General features: G+C 71.1%; 9 protein-coding genes. All 9 read right to left on the bottom strand.

The genetic code is table 11. From position 1 onward, the window contains the following. The 9 genes from NNW99_RS38640 to NNW99_RS38600 all read right to left on the bottom strand — a co-directional run bounded on the left by NNW99_RS38640 (position 1) and on the right by NNW99_RS38600 (position 23,949). On the bottom strand, positions 1-1,839 hold the full coding sequence (locus NNW99_RS38640) for an HSP90 family protein (protein WP_215124063.1): 1,839 nt from the start codon (positions 1,837-1,839) through the stop codon (positions 1-3). Between the two features lie 87 nt (positions 1,840-1,926). After that, positions 1,927-2,919, bottom strand: a complete 993-nt coding sequence (locus NNW99_RS38635) for a hypothetical protein (protein WP_215124062.1) — start codon at positions 2,917-2,919, stop codon at positions 1,927-1,929. Between the two features lie 153 nt (positions 2,920-3,072). Then, positions 3,073-3,738 (bottom strand): hypothetical protein, encoded by a 666-nt coding sequence (locus NNW99_RS38630; RefSeq protein WP_251058055.1) that lies wholly within the window; start codon positions 3,736-3,738, stop codon positions 3,073-3,075. Positions 3,739-3,921: 183 nt separating this feature from the next. Continuing rightward, positions 3,922-5,127 (bottom strand): glycoside hydrolase family 64 protein, encoded by a 1,206-nt coding sequence (locus NNW99_RS38625; protein ID WP_215124060.1) that lies wholly within the window; start codon positions 5,125-5,127, stop codon positions 3,922-3,924. Between the two features lie 169 nt (positions 5,128-5,296). Then, complete coding sequence (locus NNW99_RS38620; RefSeq protein ID WP_251058054.1) at positions 5,297-12,670, bottom strand: MupA/Atu3671 family FMN-dependent luciferase-like monooxygenase; 7,374 nt, start codon at positions 12,668-12,670, stop codon at positions 5,297-5,299. Further along, positions 12,667-15,966, bottom strand: a complete 3,300-nt coding sequence (locus tag NNW99_RS38615; protein WP_215124059.1) for a type I polyketide synthase — start codon at positions 15,964-15,966, stop codon at positions 12,667-12,669. The genes NNW99_RS38620 and NNW99_RS38615 overlap by 4 nt, the downstream gene beginning before the upstream one ends. Next, the gene (locus NNW99_RS38610) at positions 15,966-17,228 is read right to left on the bottom strand and encodes an MFS transporter (protein ID WP_215124058.1); all 1,263 of its coding nucleotides are present in this window, start codon (positions 17,226-17,228) and stop codon (positions 15,966-15,968) included. The genes NNW99_RS38615 and NNW99_RS38610 overlap by 1 nt, the downstream gene beginning before the upstream one ends. Before the next feature lie 338 nt (positions 17,229-17,566). Next, on the bottom strand, positions 17,567-19,738 hold the full coding sequence (locus tag NNW99_RS38605) for a glycoside hydrolase family 127 protein (protein WP_215124057.1): 2,172 nt from the start codon (positions 19,736-19,738) through the stop codon (positions 17,567-17,569). A gap of 41 nt (positions 19,739-19,779) precedes the next feature. Continuing rightward, positions 19,780-23,949 carry an Ig-like domain-containing protein gene (locus NNW99_RS38600; protein ID WP_215124056.1) on the bottom strand — a complete coding sequence of 1,390 codons (4,170 nt, stop codon included), beginning with the start codon at positions 23,947-23,949 and terminating at the stop codon, positions 19,780-19,782. Position 23,950 lies beyond the last annotated feature (1 nt).

Raw genomic sequence — 23,950 nt, 5'->3', positions numbered from 1 at the left:
TCAGCTGTCCTTGCGGAGGGCGTGGGCGAGGAGGTCGAGGAAGGAGCGGTTGATGAGGCTCGACTCGGCGGGCCTGAGCGGGCGCCGGGACAGCATCGCGGCCTGCCCGTAGAGGGCTTCGGCGCTGGTGCGGGCCAGTTCGGGCTCGTCGATGGTGACGGCGGTGCGCACCAGCGGGTTGAGCTGGTTGAGGATCAGCTGGGCTCGCGGGGCCTCCTGGCGCAGGGCGCCGAGGATGTCGCCCCACACTCCGCCTTCCTGCTCGCGGGCGAGCTGGGAGCGGGTGCGTTCGTGCCGGGCCTCGCGGCTGTCGACGAGGAGGGCGGGGGCGGAGGCGGGCTGGAAGGTGCGCAGCGCGACATCGCAGTCGAAGACGGCGAGGGCGTCACGGGCCCGGGCGAGGTAGGCCGCGGCGGCCAGTTCCGTCTCCCGGTCTACAGGGTCGAGGTGGGCGGTGAGGGTCGCCGGGTCGAGGTCGGCTACGGCGGCCTCGGGCCTGATCTCGGGCAGTCGGTGGACCAGCTCGCGGTCGTAGGTGTAGCCGCCGTTGACGACGCCGAGCCCGGCGGCCGAGGCGATCGCGGCGACCTGACGGAACTCCTCCACGCTCGAGGTCACGAGCACCGTGCGGTGGGTGCGGGCGAACTCGTCGAGGGTGGTGTGACCGTCGGTGGTCTCGAACGGCAGCCAGGGCAGCAGCATCCGAAGGATCTCGTCGTCGTGCACGGCGAGGGACTTCACGGCCAGGTGGTGGGCCTGGAGGAAGCGGCCGAGCAGGTCCGGGTCGCTGGCGGCGGCCCGGGCGATCCAGGCGCGCAGCCGCTCGGCGAGGGCGTCGCGGACGGCGGCGAGGGTGTCGTCCTCGTACAGGGATTCGCGGGACGCGGTCGGGCGCAGGCTCTCGGCGTCGACGACGCAGCGGACGAAGAACGCCCACTCGGGCAGGATCTCCTCGGCCTGCTCGGACAGCAGCATGCCCTTGACGTGCACGCGGTGGCCGTGGCGGCGTCCGGCCGGGACCGTCTCGGGCAGCACGCAGGCGATGCCCTTCAGGCCCACGGCCGGCAGGTCGAGTTCGATGGTGTCCAGCGGGGTGAATCCGAAGACCTCTTCGCCGTACGCGGCGAGCGCGCGGGAGCGGGCTCCCGGGGTGGGGTACGTCCGCGACCAGGGCGCGGGCTCGGGGTTGACCGGCGCGCCCGGGCCGCCGGTGCCGTCGTCGAAGGTCACGGGATGGCGCAGCAGGGAGCCGAAGTGCCGGGCCAGGGAGTGCACCTGTGCCGGGCGGGTCCACTCGCCGGCGTCGGCGCGCGGTGTCAGGGTGACGGTGGTGCCGGGGCGGGAGCGGGCGGAGGCGGGCAGGGTGCGGACGGTGTAGCTGCCGTCGCCGCGGCCGCGCCATTCCACGGCGGGGGCGTCGGGGGTGCGTGCGGAGCGGCTGAGGACGTGGATCTCGTCCGCGACGAGGAAGCAGGAGAGCAGGCCGATGCCGAACTGGCCGATGAAGTCGGCGCGTTGTTCGGCGACCTGCTCGGCGCGCTTGCTGCTGCGGCCGATGGTGGCGAGGAAGGTGTGCACATCGGCCTCGGTGAGACCGACGCCGTCGTCCTCGACGCGGACGATCGAGCCGTCGGCGTACAGGCGGATGCCGAAGGCGCCGTGAGGCTCGACGGCGTGCCGTGCGGTGAGGGCGTCGACCGCGTTCTGCATGAGTTCGCGCAGGTAGACGCGGGGGCTGGAGTAGAGGTGGTGGGAGAGGAGGTCCACCAGGCCGCGGAGGTCGACCTGGAAGGTGCGGTCGGCGGCGGCGTGGTCGGCGGTGTTGTCGCGCAGGGGCATGGGTCAGTCCGGGGTGAAGAGAACGGCAGGAGTGGGCGGTGGTCCGCGGGACCGGCCGAAGACGGGTGGGACGGTGCGGCCGGTGGCTCAGAAGGCCTTACGGAAGCGCGCGTACGCTTTGTCCGGGTCCGCCATGAAGGTCCACGGCCACTCGGTGATCACACCGTCCAGCTCGCGGAAGACGTTGGAAGCCGTGCTGCTGCCCGCCAGCGAGAGGGCCATGGCGAACATGTTGTAGTCGCCCTGCCAGCCCAGACGGCGCTCGTAGGCGTGGTGCAGGATGCTGCGCTCCGCGGCCTCTCTCAACTCGGCGCGGATCTGCGGCTGCTGGAGGCAGTCGCGCTCGTCGGACTCCACCCAGTCCTCGATGTGCGCCATGGCGACGACACAGCCGAGCGGGTGTCCGTCGGGTGCGGCGGCGAAGGCCTTCCGGGCGAACTCCAGGGCCTGGCCCCGCTCTCCGCCCCAGCGCGGCTGGAGGTGGGACACCCACTCCAGATGGATGTCCGGGTTCAGCGGATCACGGCGCAGACCCGCCGCGAGCCGGGCGTCCTGGACGCTGTCGTCGACGGACATGCCGCGTCCCGAGGTGAGCAGATGACGCCAGGGCGTGACCCAGTCGGGCCGCAGCTCTGCGGCCTCGAGCAGGTGCTCCTCGGCGATGCGCAGCCGCTCGTAGAAGGTCTGCCACTGGTCCCGGCTGACGTCCACGGCACGGGCGGAGGTGCGCGCCTCCCAGCCCCAGGAGACATGGCGCGCACCCGATATCAGCAGTGCGGTCGCCCGGAGTTCCTTGTCGTCCTTGTCCTCCTCGGCGGCCCGGACGGCCCACTCCTCCACGCCGTCCACATCGGTGAGCTGCCCCAGGATCGCCTGCTCCCGGCCGAGGTCGAAGGGGGCCAGCGCCGCCTTGACGGCCCCCCAGTCCCCCGCGTCGGCCGCCTCCATCAGAGCGAGCACACGCGCGTCCCCGAGCGCGCGCAGCCTGTACGTGCCGTTCTTCTGTCTGCGCGGGACGGGAAGGGCGTGCGGATCCGCCCCCGGTCTCTCCGCACCCCTCCCGAACAGCTTGCCGAACATGCCGCGCCCTCCCCTGGTCCCGCGTGATCGTCCGGAGCAGCATAGACCGCACCACTGACACCGCTTCCACAGGGTTTTCACCGGTACTTCACGAGGCCGGTGCACCGCACGGAGGGCGATCGCGTCATGGACCCGCGAGCGACGCCGGCACACTCATGACCTGGTGAAGACCTTGTCCTCGGTATCGCCGGTGGAGCACAGTTTCTTCTCGTCGGTCGTCATCTTGCGGGACTTGACCACGACCGCGCTGTGTTTGCCGTCCGTGCCGTTCGGGGCGGGGCCGGTGACCACGTCGGGGACGAACCAGTAGTAGTGGTCCCACTTGGGGTCGTCGTAATGGGTCTGCCAGGTGCCGGATATGCGCTGCATCACCTGGGCGCGGGAGATCCAGCCGACTTCTCCCGGCTTCACGTTCACGGTGAAGGAACTCGTCTCCGTGTGGGAGCTCTGCCAGGTGTAGTTGTACGTCGCGGTGACGCTTGCCGTGATGATGCCCTCGATTCCGCCGCCCACGGTGACCGAGCCTCCCACCGAGTGGGAGGAACCGACGGTGTCGGCCCAGGACATCGACTGGGAGGCGGGCGAGTCGGTGCAGTTGAAGAGCAGTTCGGACACCTGGCGCGGCTCACCCAGGTAGGCCTTGCCGAGTTCCGGGGAGTTGAAGGAGCACTTGCCCTCTCCGGAAGCGCAGTCGGCCATGATCTGTTCCGCGGTGGGCTGTTCCTCGGCCGCGGCGGGCACGGCCGCCGTCGCGATCACCCCGAGGGCCGTCGCGGTCAAGGCCATGGTGCGGCCGCTGTACCGCAGGGTGCGATTCATCGTCATTTCGTTGGTGCCTCTCACCATCGCATGGGGGACAGTGACCAGACCCCTCCTGTGACGGGAGGGGCCTGCAGTCACCGCGTGGTGTCAATGAGGCTCACGTAAACCGCAGTTCATCTACACCAAGGAACAGTAAAGTTGTATTTGATTTTCAGAATTGCTGAACCGTCAACTTCGCTGTCAGTTGAACGGGTCGAGGGTGAGATAGGCCTGGCGCGGATTGCCGTCGTGGACGAGTGACTCGTGGTGGCCCACGTCGTCGAAGGCGAACGCGTAGGCCTTGCCGTCGACCGTCTGCGCGTGGATCTTGCGGGCGTAGTGGTTGGTGACGCCGTCCTTGTAGAAGGCGTCGGCGCCGGAGTCCGGCTGGTTGGGGTTGACCAGCAGCGTGGAGCGGTTGAAGCCGGCGCACAGGGTGCGTGAGATCGGACCGCGGACCAGGTCGTTCGGCGCGTCCAGTTTCCGGTGGCAGCCGAAGACCGAGGAGGCGTCCGGCTTCTCGAAGCGGGTGACGGTGGCACCGGCGCTGTTGGTGAAGTTCATGACGCCGCCGGAGACCCGGCCGTAGTATTTGGTGCCGGGCTGGTCGGCGAACGGCGTGACCGTCAGGGTCGAGGTGGAGTACTTCTGCCAGACGCGGTTGATGTAGTCGTCCATGACGCCGGCCGGCAGCGCGCCGGTCTCCAGTCCGTACAGCGGCGACAGGGCGCGCAGGACGGTGCCGTCGGAGCGGGTCTGGATCAGGTTGGCCCAGCCTCCGGGCTGTCCCCTGAGGGCGCTGAAGAAGCCGTTGTATCCGCCGGGCTTGAGCCGGCCGGTGCTCGCGGTGCTGCCGTCGGCTCGCTGCACTCCCACCGCGTAGGGCGCGGAGAACATGTCGACCTGTGTGCTGTTGATCCACAGGCCCGAGTCGTTGAGGGTGTACTCCGACCAGTTGAAGAGGATGTTGCGGTTGGGGTCGGTCGGGTTCTGCACGGCGGGCTGGACCAGGCCGCCGGTGGTCAGCTTGAACACCAACTTCTGGCCGTAGGAGAAGTACACGCGGCCGGAGAACTTCGGCATCCGGACCGTCGTCGACTGCCCCGCGGCCGGGCCCGGGATCGACGCGTCGGGGGCGGGGGTCGGCGGGTTGCCGCCGGCCGGCCAGGGGTGGAAGGTGCCGTTCGCGTCGGCCCAGCCCTGCCGTCCGGTCGACAGCTCCGTGCCGAGGTTGTAGATGTACACCTGCTCGCCACGGGCCGAGTTGTTGGTGATCTTCAGGGGGATCGTCGCCGGGACTGCGGCCTGGGCCGGAGCGGCGGCCCCGGTGGCGAGCAGTGAGCCGCCGAGGAGCGCCGCGAGGGACAGTCCGACGGCCGTGGCCCGGCGTCTGAGGGTCCGTAACATGCTCATTCTCCGTTCGGGCAGGGGACCGATGCGGGAAGCTTTGAGAGCGCTCTCAGAGCGTGGCGTGTTGGTACGGACCTGTCAATGAGTCGGGACGCACGGGTCTGGCGCGCGTGGTCGACGGGGTGGTCCGTGCCGCCGCCCCGAGGGGCGGCGGCACGGACCGGGGTCAGTCCCCGAGCGCGCTGCCGGTCTCGTCGCGCAGGAGGGCGACGTAGTCCCGGGTCCAGCCCTCGATCGTGGTGCGGTCCCAGAGGTCGGCCGAGTACTCGACGAAGCCCTGGAGCCGGTCCCCGGCCGGGACGAGGCCGAAGGTGAGTTCCGTGCGGGACGCGGCGGGAGCGAGATCCTCGATGGCCGTGGTCAGGCCGGGCAGTTCGATCTCGGCGTCCAGGGAGCTCTGGTAGGCGAAGCCGACGTCCAGCCGGTCCGGCACGGCCACGCCCGTGTGTTCCTGCAGCGCGGGGGCGATCAGACGTACCGGCATGGCCCGGTCCATGCACTCCACCGCCGTGCGGGCGATACGGTCCGTCAGGCCGGTGAAGGAACCCGCCGCTCCGTCGTGCACGGGCAGCGCGAAGCCGGTGATCGTGCAGGCCAGCAGGGATTCGAACGCGCGGCGTTCACGGTTGGCGTAGGAGATGTTGAACACGACGTCGCTCTGCCCGGACGTGCGCGCGAGCAGCCGGCCCAGGGCCGCCGCCGTGACCACGAAGGGCGTGGTGCCCCGCTGTCGCGCCAGACGTTCGACGGCGTTCCGCACCTCGGCCGGCACGGTGAACATCACGGCACCGCCCCGGCCGCTCGGCTTCTCGGGCCGGGGCCGGTCCAGGGGCAGGTCGACGCTGAACGGCACTCCGTCGAGTTCGCGCAGCCAGAACCGCAGGTTGCGTTCATCGGCGGCCTTGTCCGCCTGACCCTGCTGCCAGTGGGCGTACTCCGCCGGCTGGCACTCCACGGGAGGCAGGGCGTGGGGTTCGCCCCGTACGGCGGCGCCGTAGAGCGCGGCCAGTTCCTTCAGCAGCAGGCTGACGGACCAGCCGTCGCAGGCGGAGTGGTGCAGGACGAGGAGCAGGACCCAGGTGCTCTCCCCGGTGCGCAGGAGACGTACGGCCATCGGCGCGTCGTGGGCGGGGTCGATCGGTGTCTCGGTGGCCTCCGTGCTCGCCCGGTCCAGGGCCGGCTGCCGCTCCCCTGCGGGGCGGGCGGTGAGGTCCTCGACCGGCAGCTCCACCGCGCCGGGCCGGAGCACGTGCTGCTCCCAGCCGTCGCCGCTCGGGACCAGACGGGTCCGCAGTCCCTCGTGCCGCTCGACGAGACCGGTCAGCGCTGTGCGCAGGGCAGCCGCGTCCAGGTCTCCGGAGAGGGTGATGCGCAGGGCGACGTTGAAGACCTGGGGCAGGAGGTGTTCGGCGTGCACCTTGGCGAAACGGGACTGCTGGGCGGAGGCGGGTGCGCGGCGTACCACCGGGCCGGGGCCTGCGTCGGACGAGCCGGGCCCTTCGTCGGACGAGCCGGTTCTTTCGTCGGACCCGGATCCCGAGGCTGACGGCATCTCGCCGATGTCCAGGGTCAGTTGGGCCGTCATGGCCCGCAGGGTCGGCTCCTGGTAGAAGTTCAGCATCGGGTAGTCGGTGCCGAACTCCTCCCGGACCTGGTTGACCAGCCGCATCGCGGTGATGGAGTGGCCGCCCAGGTCGAAGAACGAGGCGTCGGCCGCGATGCCGTCCGCGTCGATGCCGAACTCGTCCGCCCACAGCTGCCGTACGCGCCGTTCGACGTCCGTGCGGTGACCGGCCTCCGGGGTATCGCCGAGGGTGGTGACCGGCCTGGAGGCCGGGGCCGTGGTGACGAGGTCGGGCGCCAGCAGCGCGGAACGGTCCAGCTTGCCGTTGCCCGTCAGGGGAAGGTCCGGCAGGACCCGCCAGGCACGCGGTACCAGGTACTCCGGCAGCCGGTCCGCCAGTTCCTCTGCCACGAGGTCGGCGAACGCCTGCCGGTCGTCGGCTTCCGTGCCGATCGGGTCGGCGGGGACGGCGTAGGCCGCGAGGTAGGCATCGCCGCGGTCGTTGCGTCGGGCCAGCACGGCCGCCTCGCGCACTCCGTCCAGGGCGTTGAGCACGCGGGAGACCTCCTCCGGCTCGACCCGGAAGCCCCGGATCTTCACCTGGTCGTCGGCCCGGCCGCAGAACTCCAGCGTCCCGTCAGCCCTGAAGCGGACCACGTCGCCGGTGCGGTAGCGGCGGGCGTCGGGGCCGCCGAGCGGGTCCGGCAGGAAGCGCTCCTCGGTGAGTTCGGCGCGGTGCAGATAGCCGAGGGCCACGCCGGGGCCGCCGACGTACAACTCCCCCGCCGTGCCGACGGGCACCGGGGTGCCGGACGCGTCGAGGACGCTCAGCGTCACGTTGTCGACCGGGCGCCCGAGCGCGATCGCGGCGGTGGGGTCCTCGTCCTGTGCGGGCACGGTGTGCGTGGTGCACAGCACGGTGACCTCGGTGGGCCCGTACACGTTCACCGTCTCGTACGGCGCCTCCGGGCGCGGCCGGGTGCGCAGCACATCGCCGCCGAGCAGCAGGTGCCGCAGGGGCGGCTGGTCGGCCGGGGGCAGGCGGAGCACTTGCTCGCCGAGGGCGGTGGGCAGGATGGAGAAGGTGATGCCCTGCTCGGCGTACCAACGGGCCAGGGACCGCGGGTCCCTGCGCAGTTCCTCGTCGGCGATGACGACCGACGCTCCCGCGGTCAGCGCCGGCCAGATCTCCAGGAGCGAGGCGTCGAAGCTCTGGCTGCACACGACGGCACTGCGATCGGCCGGGGTGAAGGCGAAGCGGCGGTGCTGCCACGCGCAGAGGTCGACGACGCCGCGGTGGGCCACCACGACGCCCTTGGGGGTGCCGGTGCTGCCCGAGGTGTAGAGGACGCAGCACGGGGACCGGTCGTCGGGGGCGGACGGAGCTATGCCTTGGCCGCGTTGTGCGGTCGCGTCCGGCGGCACGACGGTCACGTGCCCGGGGAGCTTCAGGGCCGACGCTTCCTCGCGCGTCGACACCAGCGTCCGGGCCCCACACTCGGCGATGATCTGCTCGGCGCGTGCCCGGCCGAGGGAGGGGTCGAGCGGGACGTAGGCGCGGCCCGTCTTCAGGACGGCGAGCATGGCGACGACGAGGTCGACGGAGCGCGGCAGCCAGAGGGCCACCGTCCCCGCCTCGTCGGCGCCCGTCGAGTGCCGCGCCTGCAGGGCGGAGGCCAACTGCTGGGCGCGGTCGTCCAGTTCACGGTAGGTGAGCCGGGAGTCGCCGCTGATCACCGCCGTGCTGTTCGGCTGCGCGGCTGCCTGCCGGGCGAAGAGGGCGTGGACGGTGGTGTCCGCGGGCGGGCGGGAGGGGCCGTGCTGCCAGGACCGCGGTACGGGGTCGCCCTCGGCCGCTGTGGCGACGGCGGTGACGGCGAGCCGTGACAGCGGTGCCCCGGGGGTGTCGACCGCGGCCGTGAGCAGGTCCTGGAAGGTGGCGAAGAACCGGTCGACGGTGTGCTGGTCGAACAGGTCGGTGTTGTACTCCAGATGGCAGCGGATGCCGTGCGGCTGGTCGGTGAAGTAGACGGTGAGGTCGGTGAGGGACTTGTCGGGGCCGGCGTCCAGCGGGGTCGCCTCGACGCCGGGCAGGTCGAAGCGGAACGGTTCGGCGCGCTGGAACTCGGCGAAGGCCTGGAACACCGGCGTCCGGTCGACCGCCCTGGTCGGGGCGAGTTCGCGCACCACCGTCTCGAAGGGCACCCGCGCGTGGTCGTACGCGTCCAGGGCGACCGTGCGCACGCGCTCCAGCAGTGTGGAGAACGCGGGGTCTCCGGAGAGGTCGAGGCGCAGCGCGAGGGTGTTCACGAAGAAGCCGAGCAGGTGCTCGGCCCGCTCGGGGCGGTCCGAGATCGGGGTGCCGACGACGAGGTCCGTCTGGCCGGTGATCCGGTGCAGCATCGTCGCGTATCCGGCGAGCAGGGTCATGAACAGGGTGCTGCGGCTCGTGCGGCTCAACTCGCGCAGGTGGCCGGAGAGTTCCGGGTCGAGGGTGCGGAAGACGGCCCGGCCGTTGGAGGTCATCGTCGCGGGGCGCGGCCGGTCGGTGGGCAGGGCGAGGACGGGCAGCTCGCCGCCGAGGGTGCGGCGCCAGTAGGCCAGGTCCTCCTCGGCCTCGGGGCTGTTCGCGGACGCCGCCAGTTCCCGGGCGTGGTCGGCGTAGCTCCAGGTCAGGGCCGGGAGGTCAGGGGTGGTGGACTCGCGTGCGGCCCGGTAGAGGGCGGACAGGTCGCGGGCGAGAACGGTGGCGGAGGCCGCGTCGACCACGATGTGGTGCAGGGACAGCACGAGGACGTGCTCCGCCTCGGCGAGCCTGACCAGGCGGGTGACGAACAGCGGGCCGTCCGCCAGGTCGAAGCGGCGTGCGCTCTCGGCCGACAGGATCTGCCGCAGGGTGCTCTGAGGACTGCCGGTGGCGTCCACGAGCTCGAAGTCGGGCTCGGCGGAGGCCCGTACCATCTGCCGGGGCTCGCCGCCGCTCTCCCGGAAGACCGTGCGCAGGCCCTCGTGGCGGGCGACGAGACCGCGCAGCGCCGTACGCAGGGCGGGGACGTCGAGGCGGCCGTCGAGGCGGATCGCCTTGATCTCGTTGTACGCGGTGCGGCCCGGGAGCAGGCGCTCCAGGAACCAGATGCGTTCCTGGCCGGGCGACAAGGGTGCGTCGGCGAGGGTGGGTTCGGTGGCTGAAGAGGGGGCCGGGGTGTCCGGCGCCGGGTCGGGTGCGGCGGTCGACCGACCGTACGCGCGGCGCAGGGCGTCCAGGCGCGGCAGACCCCCGCGCAGCGCGTCCTCCGTGACGCCGAAGTCGACGAGGGCGACGATCTCGTCGGCGCCGGACTCGGTCACCGCGTCCACCACCGGCCGTACGGTGTCCGCCGTGCCGATCAGGGCGCGCTGGTCGCAGTAGCGGCCGTAGGCGCGGCGGAACACGGCGTCCAGGTCGTCCTCGCTGAGTTCGGCCAGGTCGATGCTGTGCCCGAGGCTGTTGGTGACGCCGCTGAACACGGACAGGGACGCGCGCATATAGCGGGACAGCGGTTCGTACGCCTCGGTCCGCGCGGTGTCGTGATCGTCCGCGAGGTAGGTGTGCAGCAGGACGGCCACTCGCCCGGCGTCGGGGTCCAGGCCGTGTGCGGCCCGGGTGCGGCGGTAGAGGGCGATGTTGTCCCGGAGCTGTTCGACGGTCTGGGTCATCAGGTTGGTGACGATGCCCAGGTCGTGGCGGGCGGCGAGTTCGTACGAGGCGGGGTTGCCGACCACCGCGGTGTACAGGGGCGGGGCGTCCTGTACCGGCCGGGGGAAGAGCCGTACCTCGGCCTCGCCGTCCCCGCTGGTCCGGCGCAGGGCATCCCCGCGCCAGAACTTCCGTACCTCTTCGAGCTGTTCGTACATCAGCTCTCTGTGCCGGCCGAAGCGGTCGGGGAAGAAGACGAAGTCGTTGGCGCTCCAGCCGCTGGCGACACCGATGCCGACGCGGCCGCCGGAGAGGTTGTCGACCATCGACCACTCCTCGGCGACCCGGATGGGGTCGTGGAGGGGCAGGACGACGGAGCCCGCGTTGAGCCGGATGCGTTCGGTCTCGCGGGACAGCGCGGCGGCGAGCACCGCCGGGTTGGGGAAGAGGCCGCCGAAGGAGTGGAAGTGCCGCTCGGGCATCCACAGCGAGTGGAAGCCGTGCCGGTCGGCGAACCGGGCGACGTCCATGAGGAGTTCGTACTGACCCTGGCGGGGTGCGGAGATGTCCTGCGGGTAGTCGCCGAAGAAGTAGACGCTGAAGTCGGGCGTGCGTGGGGCTACTTCTTTCGCGGGTGCCGTGCGAGGTGCGGTGACCGCGGCGGTGTTCCAGGCCATGGAGGCGACGGGGGCGGGAGCGGGTGCGGGAGTGGCCGGTGCCGGTTTCGGGGGTTCCGTCTTCGGCGGTGTCGTCCTCGGCGCCGTGGGCCGGGTTCCCGGGAAGAAGCCCGCCGACCGCAGTTCGCGCAGCGAATCCCGTACGGCGTCGGCGATGAACTCGATGTCGCCGTCCGAGTGGGCGGTGGACAGGAAGAAGTTGCGCCACTCCCAGACGTGCACACCGCGCAGCATCAGGTGGTGGTAGAGCAGCTCCATGTCGGCGCGGTGTTCGAAGCGGAACTGGGAGCCGAAGTGGCTCATCCGCAGCGGGTACTCCTCGGCCTCGAAGAAGCCGTTCAGTGTCGCGGCCAGTTCGGCGGTACGCGCGTTGAGCCGCTCCTGGAGGTGCGGGCTGTTCTCCTTGAGGTGGGTCAGGACGGCGCGGGCGGCGACCATCGACACCGGGTGCTGGATGTACGTACCGCCGAAGAAGGTGGTGTCGGCGGGCGGGTAGCTGTCGTCGCCGTAGGACCAGTGGCCGCCGTCGACGCCGTCCATGATGTCGGCGCGGCCCGCGATGGCGCCGATGGGGAAGCCGCCGCCGAGGAGCTTGCCGTAGGTGGCGAGGTCCGGGGTCACGCCGTACAGCTCCTGCGCGCCGCGCGGGGCGGGGCGGAAGCCGGTGAGCATCTCGTCGAAGAGCAGCACGATGCCGTGGCGGCGGGTCAGCTCCCTGAGGCGGCGCACGAACTCGACGGGCTGGAGCTCGGGGTGCCGGCTCTGCACCGGCTCCACGACGACCGCGGCGATGTCGCCGGCGTTCCGGGCGATCGCCTCCAGGGCGGCCTCGCTGCCGTAGTCGAGGACCATCAGGTCGGAGACGGCGGCCTGCGGGATGCCCCGGGAGACGGGCACGGTGATCTGGCCGGTGGCGCTGTGCGAGGACCGGCCGAGGACGTTGTCGGCGTGGCCGTGGTAGGCGCCCAGGAACGAGACGATCTTGTCGCGGCCGGTGGCGGCGCGGGCGAGGCGGATGGCCGCCGAGTTCGCCTCCGTGCCGGAGTTGGCGAAGGCCACCCGCTCCAGTCCGGTGAGACCGGCGAGGAGTTCCGCCGCCTCGCCGGTCTCGATGGTGCGGGGGCCGAGCTGGATACCACGGGACAGGTGCTCGCGCACGGCCTCGGAGACGAAGTCGGGCTCGTGGCCGAAGAGCAGGACGCCGAAGCCCATCGTGATGTCGACGTACTCGTTGCCGTCGACGTCCTCGAGCCGTGCCCCGCTCGCCCGGCGGCCGGCGATGGGGTACAGCATCTCCTTCGTGGCGCTGCGGAAGCCGACGACGGCGCGGCTGTCGGCCAGGACACGGCGGTAGCGCTGGGCGATCCGCTTGGACGTCGGCGTCTTGGCGGTGTAGCGGCGAACCAGGTCGGTCAGGTGCTCCTGCTGGGTGTGCGGCGAGACGTCCTGGACCATGCCGGAGGATTTCGCGACCGTCACGCGGGGTCCGTGGACCCGAGGCGACTGTTGCGGGGCTTCCGGAGTGGGGGCTTCGCCCATCTGCTCGGCGATGCGCCGCGACAGTTCGGTCATCGCCGCCAGGTCCTGGTCCAGCGCCGCGGAGATGCCGTTCAGCCCGGTCACTTGGCCACCTTGCCGTTGAGCCGGTCCGGCACCGAGGCGGTCTGGAGGGCGAGGAGCTGGGAGAGCTGGGACATCATCTGCAGCTGTATCTGGGACATCTGCTGGATCTTGTGGGCGAGGTCCTCCAGTTCCTCGCGGGTCGCGTACTCGGGTGCGGAGGGAGCGGGGGGCGTGGGGGCGGGAGGCGTGGGAGCGGGAGCGGGCTCCGGAGTCGGTGCCGGTGCTACGGGAGTGGGTGCCGGTGCCGGTGCCACAGGCTGCGTCGGTTCGGCCCTCTGGACCGGGGACTCGGTCGGTGATGTCCCGGTCGCGTCTTCCGGCATGCGGGCGACGATGAACTCCGCCAGCCGGCGCGGCGTGCCCGTCTCCTCGAGCAGCTGTCTCATCGTCACCTTGACGTGATGGGCCTGCTCCAGCTCCCGCAGCACGCTGATCATCTGCAGCGAGTCGGCGCCGAGGTCGAAGAAGTTCGCGTCGCCGACGATCGCCGACGGTTCCGCTCCGAGGTGCCGGGCGGTGGCCTCGACGATGCTCTGGAGTACCCGTGCGACCGCTGCTTCTTGCTGCACCACTTCGGTTCCCTTTCTCGCTGCTGTTCTCGTACTCAGGGGCGTCGAGCGTTGCCCCGTCCAGTGGTCCTTGTGCTGGAATCGGTATCCGGGAAGCGGGACGCGTCGGCCGCCGCTGCCCGCCAGGAGGGCGTCCCAGCCGACGTCCGCTCCGGCGCAGTGCAGTCCCGCCGCCGCACCCCACAGGGCGCCGAGTCCGGTGCCGCGCCGCAGGGACGGCAGCGCCGGTACGTCGGGCAGGGCCCGGCGGGCCAGACCGCTGAGGGTGGTGTGCGGCCCGATCTCGAGCAGGACACCGGGCGACTCGGTGCCGATGCCGCGCAACGCCTCGTCGTAGCGGACGGGTTCGCGGGTATGGCGGAGGAAGTAGTCCGTATCGGGCGTCCAGCCGGGCGGGCGGGTCGCGCCGTCCAGGGCGCTGACGAAGGGGACGCGCACCGGCCGGAGGTCCACGTCGTCGAGGACCTTCTCGAACTCGGCCAGCATCGGTTCCATCAAGGCGGTGTGGAAGGCGCGGTTCACCGGCAGCCGCTGCCCCGGTGTGCCGCGTTCGTCCAGCAGCGCGTACGCCCGCTCGACGGCGGCGACGGGTCCGGCGAGCACCTGGGTCCGTTCGCCGTTGGTCACGGCCGGCTCCAGTCCGGGGATCTCGGCGGCCAGGGCGAGGGCGGCGGCCCGGTCGATGGGCGCCGCGACCATCGCGCCGGGTGTGCAGCGCTGCTGCATCAGCCGGCCTCGTTCGGTGGTGAGGCGCAGCCCGTCCTCCAGGGACAGGGCTCCGGCCGCGTACAGCGCGGCGTACTCCCCGACGCTGTGGCCGGTCACGGCGTACGGTTCGACGCCCGCGTCGCGCCACAGCCGGACGAGGGCGCACTGCAGGGCGAACAGCGCGGGCTGCGCGGTGTCCGTGTCCCCGAGCGGCCCCTCCCCCGGTGCGTCCGCCGGGTCCGGCGTGCGCAGTGCGTGGAGCAGGGAGTCGCCGGTGAGGTCGCGGTAGTGCCGCTCGCAGGTGTCGAGCACGTCGCGTACCGCCGGGTAACGCGCGTAGAGGGCGTCGGCCATTCCGGGGTATTGGCTGCCCTGACCGGTGAACTGGAACGCCACGCGCGGGGTGCCCTGCCCGGATGCCGTCCCCGTGGTGACCGCCGCCGGGGCGGTGCCGGCGAGCCAGGTGTCGAGGGCGTCGGCCAGGGCTGTCGGGGTGGTGCCTCGGACCGCGAGGCGGTGACGGCCGTGGGCGCGGCCGAGGGCGGCGGTGGTGACGAGGTCCGCGAGGTGCGGTGCGGGCGGCTGGCGTAACCGGTCGCGGAAGGCGCGGGCGTTGTCCGCGAGGGCCTCCCGGCTGCTCCCCGAGACCAGCAGCACGTCCGGGGGCGTGGCGTCGCCGGTCCTGGGCGCCGGGTCGGGGGCCTGTTCCAGGATCAGATGGACGTTGGTGCCGCCCACGCCGAGTGAGGTGAGGCCCGCGCGCCGGGGTACGTCGCTCTCCGGCCAGGGCCGGGCGGCCCGGGGAACGTAGAAGGGGCTGTGGTCGAAGTCGATGAGGGGGTTGGGTTCGCTGAAGTTCGCCATCGGCGGGATGACGCCGTGGCGCAGGACCAGCAGGGCCTTGACGAGGCCGGCCAGTCCGGAGGCGGCGTCGAGGTGGCCGATGTTGGCCTTGGTCGAGCCGAGGGCGCAGTAGCCTTCGCGGTCGGTGTCCTCGCGGTAGGCGCTGGTCGCGCCGTCGAACTCGATCGGGTCGCCCTTGAGTGTGCCGGTGCCGTGGGTCTCCAGGTAGCCGATGGTGTCGGCGCCGACCCCGGCGCGTCGCAGGGCCTGACGGACGGCCGCGCGCTGGCCCCGGGCACTCGGGGCGGTGAACGCCTTCTTGTCGGCACCGTCGTTGCTGATGCCCCAGCCTCGGACGACGCCGTGAATGGTGTCGCCGTCGGCTTCCGCACGCGCCAGCCGCTTCAGGACCACGGCCAGGACGCCCGTGCCTCCCACGGTGCCGTCGGCGCCGGCGTCGAAGGCCCGCAGGCGGCCGGTACGGGACAGGATCGAGCCCTTGACGTAGCGGTAGCCCAGGACCTGCGGTACGTGGACGGCGGTGGCGCCGACGAGGGCGATGTCGCAGTCCCCCATGATCAGTGACTGCGCGGCCGACTGCACGCCGACCAGGGAACTGGAGCAGCCCGTCTGGACGTTGACGGCGGGGCCGGTCAGGCCCAGCCGGTAGGCGACCCGGGTGGCGGTGAAGTCGGCGTAGTTGCCGACGGTGACCTGCATGCCCGAGGTCCAGTCGGGCACCGGCCCGCTGGGCAGGACGTTGTTGAGCAGGTAGTTCTGCATCGTGTAGAGGTGGTAACCGGTGCTGGCCCAGACGCCGACGCGGGTGCCGTCCCGTTCGCCCGGGTAGCCGGCGTTCTCCAGGGCGTGCTGGGCGCATTCGAGGAACATGCGGTGCTGCGGGTCGGTGAGCTGGGCCTCGCGGGGGCTCATCGCGAAGTGCTGGGCGTCGAAGCCGGCGATGTCGTCGAGGAGCCCGGAGGCGCCGACGAAGTCCTCCGCCTCGTACTCCTCGGCGGGCACACCGGCGGCGGCGAGTTCCTCGTCGGTGAAGCGGGTGATGCGGTCGGTGCCGTCGTGGATGATCCGCCAGAAGTCCTCGGGCGTGTCGGCGCCGGGCAGCCGGAAGGCCATGCCGATGACGGCCATTCGCGGGTCGGGCTCGCTGGTGCTCATCAGCCGCGTCCCTCCGTCACCGTCGGCTGGTCACGGCCGGCCGGTTCCTCCGCGGGCGGGTCGGGTTCCATTCTGCCCCGGCGCAGCAGCCAGCCGAGCAGGATCAGGCACAGGACGATCGCGAGGCCGTGGAAGGCGCCCACCACCTGCAGTGGCGAGAAGGCCTCCAGGAGCGCGCCGCTGACGAGCATGCCGAGCCCGAACCCGAAGTTCTCCACCGAGGCGGTGAGCCCGAAGAGGCGGCCGCGCTGCTCGTCGGGGGCGGTCTGCAGCCTCGACACGTAGACGATCTCGGTGAATCCGTCGGCGGCTCCGGCGACGAGCGCGGCGATGACGGCGGGCACGGTCGGCAGTCCGCTGAAGACCACGATGAAGCCTGCCGACATCACTACGGCGCCGAGCGCGAAGGCCCGCTCCCCCGGTGTCCGTCCGGACTTCTTGGTGACCCGGCCGATGACCTGTTGGGCGACGATGTTGCCGATGGCCCAGGTGGCCCAGAACTGGCTGATGAACGTGGCCGGATGGTCGGGGTCCAGGCCGCTGGAGTAGATGGGCAGGGCGACGTTGTGGGAAGAGGAGCCCAGCCCGTCGACGGCCCGGATGGCGACCATCGCCATGAGGACCGGTGCGGTGCCCAGCAGCATCCGGGCCGTCCAGCGCGCGGCACCGGAGTCCTTCGCCGAGCCGGGGCCCGTGGCGGCCGGGGCCGACCGGGTGCGGACGGGCAGCAGGAAGAGCATGGTCGCGGAGACCAGGAAGGTCGCGGCGTCCAGCGCGAACGCCGCGGAGTAGCCGAATTTCGCCACGATCACGCCCGATGAGGCGAAGCCGGCGATCATGGCGAGCGAACGCCCCGTCACGAGCAGCCCGTTGGCCCGGACGCGGTGCTCAGCGCCGACGATCTCGGGGATGCTGCTGCGCAGGGCCACCTGGGAGAGCGTCGAGCAGCCGCCCGTGACCACGGCCAGGACGTACAGGAGCCCGGGGCGTATCCCGTCGGGGGCGAGCAGCAGCGACAGCAGGGCCACGGCCTGGCACAGGTCGGCGCCGACCATCAGGCGCTTGCGGTCGTAGGCCGAGACGAGCCGGCCGCTGACCCAGCCCGACACGACACTGGTCGCCAGGCGTACGGCCATGAAGAGGCCGGCGGCCAGCGCGCTGCCGGTGGCGTCGTAGACGAAGACGTTCAGCGCCACCATGTTCAGGTAACTGCCGTACGCCGAGATGCCGTTGCCCAGAACGAGCAGACGGAAGTACCTCATGCACCTTCCTCAGGTCTGCATCAAGGGGTGTGAAGGGTGTGAGACCGGGAGCGCCTGGCCCGCCCGCTCAGCGGCGGTGCGGGATCCAGGCGGACGGAAGGGGCCGGTGAGGTCGCCCGTCGTACGGCGTTGTCATGCCCCGCTGCCGGCCCAGCACAGAACCATTCCCCCCAATAGGCCACCGGATGGCGGCCATTGAGTCGTCACCCAAGCAGATCCGGACAGGCGTGTTCAAGACTCGGAAGTGGTCCAGACGACTTCCGGTCCGACTTTGGCGATTTCGGAGCGTTCTGGAGCGGAGCGGCTATTCCGGTCGTCCGCTCCGCGTGAGGTGCCGTTCAGCGTCTCAGGTCCGCGTTGTTCGCTGCCGTGATGACGCGGTCGCGTTCGGCGCGGGTGAGCAGGTTTTCGGACAGCCAGCGGTCCGCGAGGGTGCGTACGGCGCGTACGAACTGGGCGGAGGCCGGGAAGGGGGCCTGTTGCCACAGGACGTCGAGGAAGGTCTGGCCGTCGGGGCGGGCGCGGTTGGGGACGCCCGAGTCGGCCGCGCCGAACACGATGACGGGTTCGGCGCGCTTGAAGTAGGCGTGGTAGGGGGCGTCGTTGCCCAGGTGGAAGGGGGCGAGGGTGAGGTTGTGGGTGGTGAAGTGCAGGGGGCGGGAGGCGGGTTTGATCGCGTCGACCAGGTCGCCGCGGAGCGTGAAGTCCTTGTAGAAGGAGAAGGCGCGGAACTGCTGCTCCGGGCTCTGGGCCGTCAGGAGGAGCGGGCCGTGGAAGAGTGCTTGGACGGTCCGGTCGTCCAGGGCTCGTTCGATGTGCAGCCGGTAGGGCGTCGAGACGCGGATGCGGTCGCCTCGGCTCCAGTCCCTGTCCAGGGTGAGGTAGGTGCCGGGCGCGGCCTTCGCCCGGTGCGGGGTTCCGTTGACCGTGACCGTGACGCCTGTCGTGGCCCAGGACGGGATGCGCAGTTTGACGGCGAGTCGGCCACCGCCCTCGCGGAAGGTCAGGGTGCGGACGCCCTCGGCCGGGTAGTCGCTCGTCTGCTCGATGACGAGGCCGCGCTCCGGCCAGCGCAGGGTGGAGGCCAGGTACAGGTTGACGTACAGGGTGTCGCCGTCGGCGGAGCGGAAGTAGACCGAGTCCTGGTATTTGGTGTGGTTCTCCATGCCGGTGCCGCCGCAGCAGGTGCCGGTGTTGCCGAATCCGCGTCGTACGCCCGGGCCCATGCCCACGAAGTAGGTGACCTCGGGGCTGTCGGTGCTGGGGGTGTCCCGGCGGGAGGCGAGGATGTGGTTGGTCAGGCCCCGCTCGTAGTAGTCCATGTAGGCGGGGTCCGGCTCGTGGAAGTAGAGCTGCCGGCTCAGTTTGAGCATGTTGTACGTGGCGCAGGTCTCGGCGTTCTTGTCGTCGAGGGTCGCCGCGATGGCGCCGCGGGCGCGGAACATCTCGCCCTGGCCGGTGCCGCCCAGGGCGTAGGTGCGGGAGCTCTGGACCATGCCCCAGAAGTTGCGGGCCGCGGCGGCGTAGGTCTCCTCGCCGGTGTGGTCGAACAGGCGGAGGTAGCCGGTGAACTGCGGGATGTGCTGGTTGGCGTGCTTGCCTTCCAGGACGTCCCGGTTCTCCGCGCAGGCGTTGAGCAGTGTGGTGTTGTCGAAGCAGCGGGCGGCGGCGAGGTGTTCCGGCCGTCCGGTGAGGGCGTACAGGTCCGTCATGACCTCGTTCATGCCGCCGTACTCACCGGCGATGTAGATCGACCACATGCGCTCCAGCTGCGCCTTCGGCAGCCGGCCCAGACGGCTGTGCACCCAGTCGCCCATCTTCGCGGCGATGGTCAGCGCCTGCTGGTGGCCGGCCAGGGTGTGCGCGTCCAGGAGCCCGCGCATGATCTTGTGGCAGGTGTAGTACGGCGCCCAGATGGTGGGGTAGGTCGTGTAGCTCTCCAGGAGGATGAACTGCGTCTCCGGGTAGGCGGCCAGGTAGCCGGGGTGGCTCGGTTTCGGGTCGCCGCGTTCGGCGAGGGCCTGCTGGCACTCGCCGAGGGCCGTGACCAGGTAGTCGAGCTTGGACTTGAGAGCGGCCTCGCGGGTGTCGGCGTACGCCTGCGCGATGAGGGTGAGGAAGTGGCCGCCGTAGTGGCCGCGCAGGTTTCCGTCGGCGGTCTCCCAGCCGCCCGGGGGCCGTGCGCCGAGCGTGTCCAGTCCGGCGTTGGCGCGGAAGACGGCCAGGATGCGGTCGGCCGGGTAGGCGCGGGCGTAGTCGAGCATCAGGTCGCGCTTGGCCTTGAAGACGCCCCCGCCGAGGGTGACCTGGTCCAGGCCGAAGGGCCGAACCGCCCAGGTCGGCTGGGCGGGCAGCGCTCTCCCCGCGACGACAGCTGCCTCGGCTGCCTCGGTTGTGGGCCCGGCGGGTGCGGCTTGGGCCGGTGGGCCGGAGGCGATGAGCGGGGTCGCTGTGGCCGCGGCGCCGGCGGTCAGGCTCAGCACGCGGCGGCGGGTGGGTGGCTGGGACATGGCGCACTCCGATCGTCGTCGATCGTCGGTCGTCGGCTGGGTCATCGGCGGGCGGGAGACGTCCCACCCGGGTCGCGCGGGGGTGTCACGGTGATCGTGGCCGTGGCGCGGTGCGAGGTGTCCGGCACGGTTCCCCTGACCTCGAAGGTTCCGGGCCCGGCGTACTGGTCCGGATCGACCGGGTCCCAGGTCACTCGTGTCCGGCTGTCCCTGGAGCCGTCGTTGTAGGTGGCGACCACCGTGGCGGGGAGCGTCGGGGCCCTGCCGGGACGGGTGGTGAGGCGCTCCTCGGCGACGCTGGTGATCTCGACCGCGTCGGTGTGCCGTACCCACACGGTGGCGGTGACCGGCTGGGCGGTGCGGTCGGCGAGGCCGGTGACCGTGACGCTGGTGCCGCCCTCGGCGACCTGGTCCTCGGTCAGGGCGGGCCAGGCCACGGGTGAGCGGGCCGTGGAGCCGTCGGCGTATACGAGCGTGACCTGATCGGGCAGCTCGGGGACGGTGCCACGGAGGGTGGGGATGTGGGTCTCGCGCACCGACTCCGGTGCCTCGGCGTAGACCTTCCACTCCTGGACGCCGAGGGCGAGATTCGGGTGGCCGGTGAGCTTAGCCCGCAGTGCGGTGGTGGTGACCGGGGTGAACGTGGTCCGGTTGTAGCGGTTCTCTGCGGTGCCGTAGCCGCTGGGGGCGGGGACCTCGCGCCAGGTGTCGCCGTCGCGGTACTCGATGACCCAGGAGGCCGGCACGCCCACCCCGTCGGCCGCGCCCGGCTGCGCGTCGCGGAAGAAGTACAGGTCCGAGCCGTCCACGCGGACCGGGTCCTCCCAGGTGTACTGGATCCACTGGGTGTCCTTCTGGGGCCAGCTACCCCAGCGCGGGGCGTCGGACGACGAGGCCGGTTCGCGGCCGTCGTTGATCGCGGCCACCGACTCCCAGCCGGAGGTGTAGGACGCGGTGGGGGTCGCGGACGGTGCCAGGTTCACCCGGCCGTCACCGAGCTCCTCGACCTTCACCACGACCCGTTTCGACGACGTCAACGCCCCGTCGGTGGCGGTCAGTTCGAGGGTGTAGGTGCCTGCCTTGGTGAACCGGGCGACAGTGGTGGGGGTTCGGGGGTCGTCGAAGATGACGGTGCCGCCGTCGGGGGCTTCGGCCGTCTTCCAGGAGGCGGAGAGTTCCCTCTTCGGCAGTCCGTCGTCCTCGGTGATGCCCGTGAGCCTGACCTGGCCCGGCCGGGTGTACGTCGGGTCCCGCCAGGCCTCGACGTAGGGAGGCCGGTTGCGGGCCGTCGGCGGTCGCCCGCCGGTGTCGTAGGCCTGGATCTCCTTCAGGCCGCTGGTGTGGCCGTCGCGGTGGCGCATGAGGACGCGCAGCTTGGCCGTGGTCACCTCCTGGAAGCGCACCCGGTTGAGGTTGGCGCGCGGGTAGGCCGGGGACTTGGCGGGCCGGGCCACGTCCTTCCACTGGCCCGACCGGTCCTGGTGCTGCACGGTGTAGAGGGCCGGTTCGGCGTATCCGCCGGGCTTCTTGTCGCTGGAGAAGTGCAGCCGGACGTCGTCGACCGTGCGGGTGCGGCCGAAGTCGATCTCGTACCAGTCCTCGGCGTTGCCGGAGCCGCGGGCGCCCCAGGAGGGCTCGTTGACGGTGAAGCCGTCGACGGCGCCGGCGATGCCCCGGCCCTCGGCCTCGTGGGAGGCGCGGGCGGTGGCCCCGGCAGCGAGGTTGTTCCCGGCTTTGCCCGTGAGGTCCCGGCCTGCCTTGGCGAACAGGTCGGTGACGCGCTCCTTCGGGCCGTAGGTCACGTCCTGCGGCTCGGCGACATGCGTGCGCAGGCCGGTGGTCCTCACCTTGGCTCCGCCACCGTCGGGGAAGGTGACCTTGCGGGTCGTGGGGTCGTAGACGAGGTGGGTGAGGCGGTCGGCAGTGAAGGCGAGCTTCCCGTCGAGGTAGAGGGAGTACCCCTCGGGGACCCGCTTGCCGTACGGGCGTTTCCCGTCGCCGGGTTCGTCCCACAGGACGGCCGCGTCCGTGCCCCGGTAGTTGATGTCGGTGACCGCGAAGTGCGGCCAGTCGACGTCGATCGGCCACAGCTCGATCTTCCGGTCGGCGCGCGGCCTGAACCCCATCGCGTCCTCGATGACGGTCCAGTTGGTGGTGCCGAGGACGGTGTGGTGGATCCAGGAGCGGTAGCCGATCTTCTGCGGGTCGGCACGGCCGTCGGACCAGAACTCGTTCTGGTCGGGATACCGGTTGTCGCCGTCGATGTAGTGGGCCCAGGCGTTCCAGGACAGCAGCTTCTTGTACCAGGTGCGGTCGATGTACTTGCTGGGGTACTTCCGCAGCACCGAGGAGAGGAAGCGGAAGGTGACCGTGGAGTTGATGACGGAGAAGTTGTTGCTCCCGGGGTGGCCCTGCTCCGCCGCCTCCGCCTTGTCGGCCTGGTTGGCCGTGAAGAAAGGGAAGACGGGGTACTGCTTCGCGTCCGCCCACAGCCGCAGCGCCTCCAGGTACTGCGGGTCCTCTTGCGGCGTGGGCATCAGGCCCACGCTGTACGGGTAGTAGTTGTTGATCTCCTTCCAGGGCACGAGGGTGTCGCTGGCGACGTGCCGGTGCTTGAGCAGTTTGTCCTTCGGGTCCCAGAGGTGGTCAAGGACCGCCTTCTTCACCCGGTTCGCCGTCCCGCGCATCTCCTCGGCCTTCGCCTTCTCGCCGAGCAGGTCGTAGGCGCGGGCGGCCGCCGTCGCGTTGCTGTAGACGTAGGCGGATTCGGCGCGGTCCAGGTTGCCGGGCTTCCAGTCGAAGGAGACCGCGTCGGCGTCGTTGCCGGTCATCGCGCCCCAGTCGTACTCGATCAGCCCGTTGCCGTCCTCGTCGTAGTTCTCGAGCTGGCCCCGGACGTCCTTCTCCGCGTACCGGGCGAGGTTGCGCACGATGCCGTCGGGGCCGCCGTGCACCTGGTAGGAGCGCCAGGCCGCCTCGGAGATGTACTGGGTGTAGCTGTTGGACCAGTTCTCCGGGTCGCCCGGGTTGTCGGTGTACTTGCCGTTCTTCGAGACCTCACCGGCCGACACCCACGGGCCGTACGAGTAGCTCGGGTCGCGCAGGTACTTGAGGTCGTCGACGAACATGCCGACCGTGAGGGCGATGGCGTTGTTGTAGCCGAGGACGCCCTCCATGGAGGTGGGGAACTGGTAGTCGCTGCCCGGGATGTCGGCGTCGAGGTAGTTGTAGCGCAGCAGCCACCAGCGGTAGTACAGCGTCTTCTCGATGTTGTCGTCGGGGACGTCGAGGTAGGGCAGGTTCTCGGCCCACCAACGGTTGTACCTCTGGACGTGCCGACGGAAGGCGGTGGCCGGGGACGCGGTGCGCAGGGAGTCGTACTCCGGGCGGGAGTCGGTGATCTCCTCGGTGACGAAGCCGAGTTGGACCTTGGTGGTGAGGGTGCGTCCGGCCGGCAGGGTCAGCGTGCGGGTCAGCGACTCGCCCTCGGCGGTGAAGCCATCGCCGCTGAGGCGGGGGAAGACGGTCGTGAGGTTGTTCTTCGCGGGCACCGCTCCGGTGAGCTCACGGCCCTCGATGGTCGTGGTGTACGGGGAGGTGGCGCGCAGCCGGACCTCACGACGCTCGGCGCCGGTGTTGGTGAGGGCCAGGTTCGTGACGGCGGTGTTCGCTTCGGTGATGAACTTGGTCTGTGTCACCTTCAGGCCGGTGGCCTCGTGGGTGAACTCGCTGCGCCAGTAGCTGGGGGTCTGGGTGCGGGCGCCGGTGTTCTCCCGGAGGGTGAGGTTCTCGCCGTCGACGTTCAGGGTGATGGTGTACGCGGACCGGTTGTCGATGCTCTCCCAATAGGCGACCTTGCCGGCGAAGCCCAGCTGGGACGGTGTGTGTTCCTTCATGAACAGGGCGCGTCCCCGGGTGAACAGCCAGTCCCCCGCCGGGTCCTCGCCCTTGCGGGCCAGCATGCGGTCCATCCAGAAGTCGGTGCCGTCCCCGGCCTCGCGGTCGGCCTCGTACTGGGCGCGCAGAGTGCGGTGGACGGTGAAGCCGGCCGGGAGCGTGGGAACGGGGCGGTCGGATCCGGAGTAGACCGGGTAGCCGATCGCCGCGTTGTCCGCCGCTGCCGGGGCGGTGGCGGCGAGCGGGGCCAGCAGTCCCAGGGTCAGCGCCCCGGCCAGGATGCCGCGGCGGTGTCGTCTTCGCTGTGCGGGCACG

This window comes from Streptomyces sp. CRCS-T-1 (genome assembly GCF_024442335.1).
In the GTDB taxonomy this organism is placed as follows: Bacteria; Actinomycetota; Actinomycetes; order Streptomycetales; family Streptomycetaceae; genus Streptomyces; species Streptomyces koelreuteriae.
Note: the sequence above shows the minus strand (reverse complement) of the source record. Positions and strands in the feature narration are given on the sequence as shown.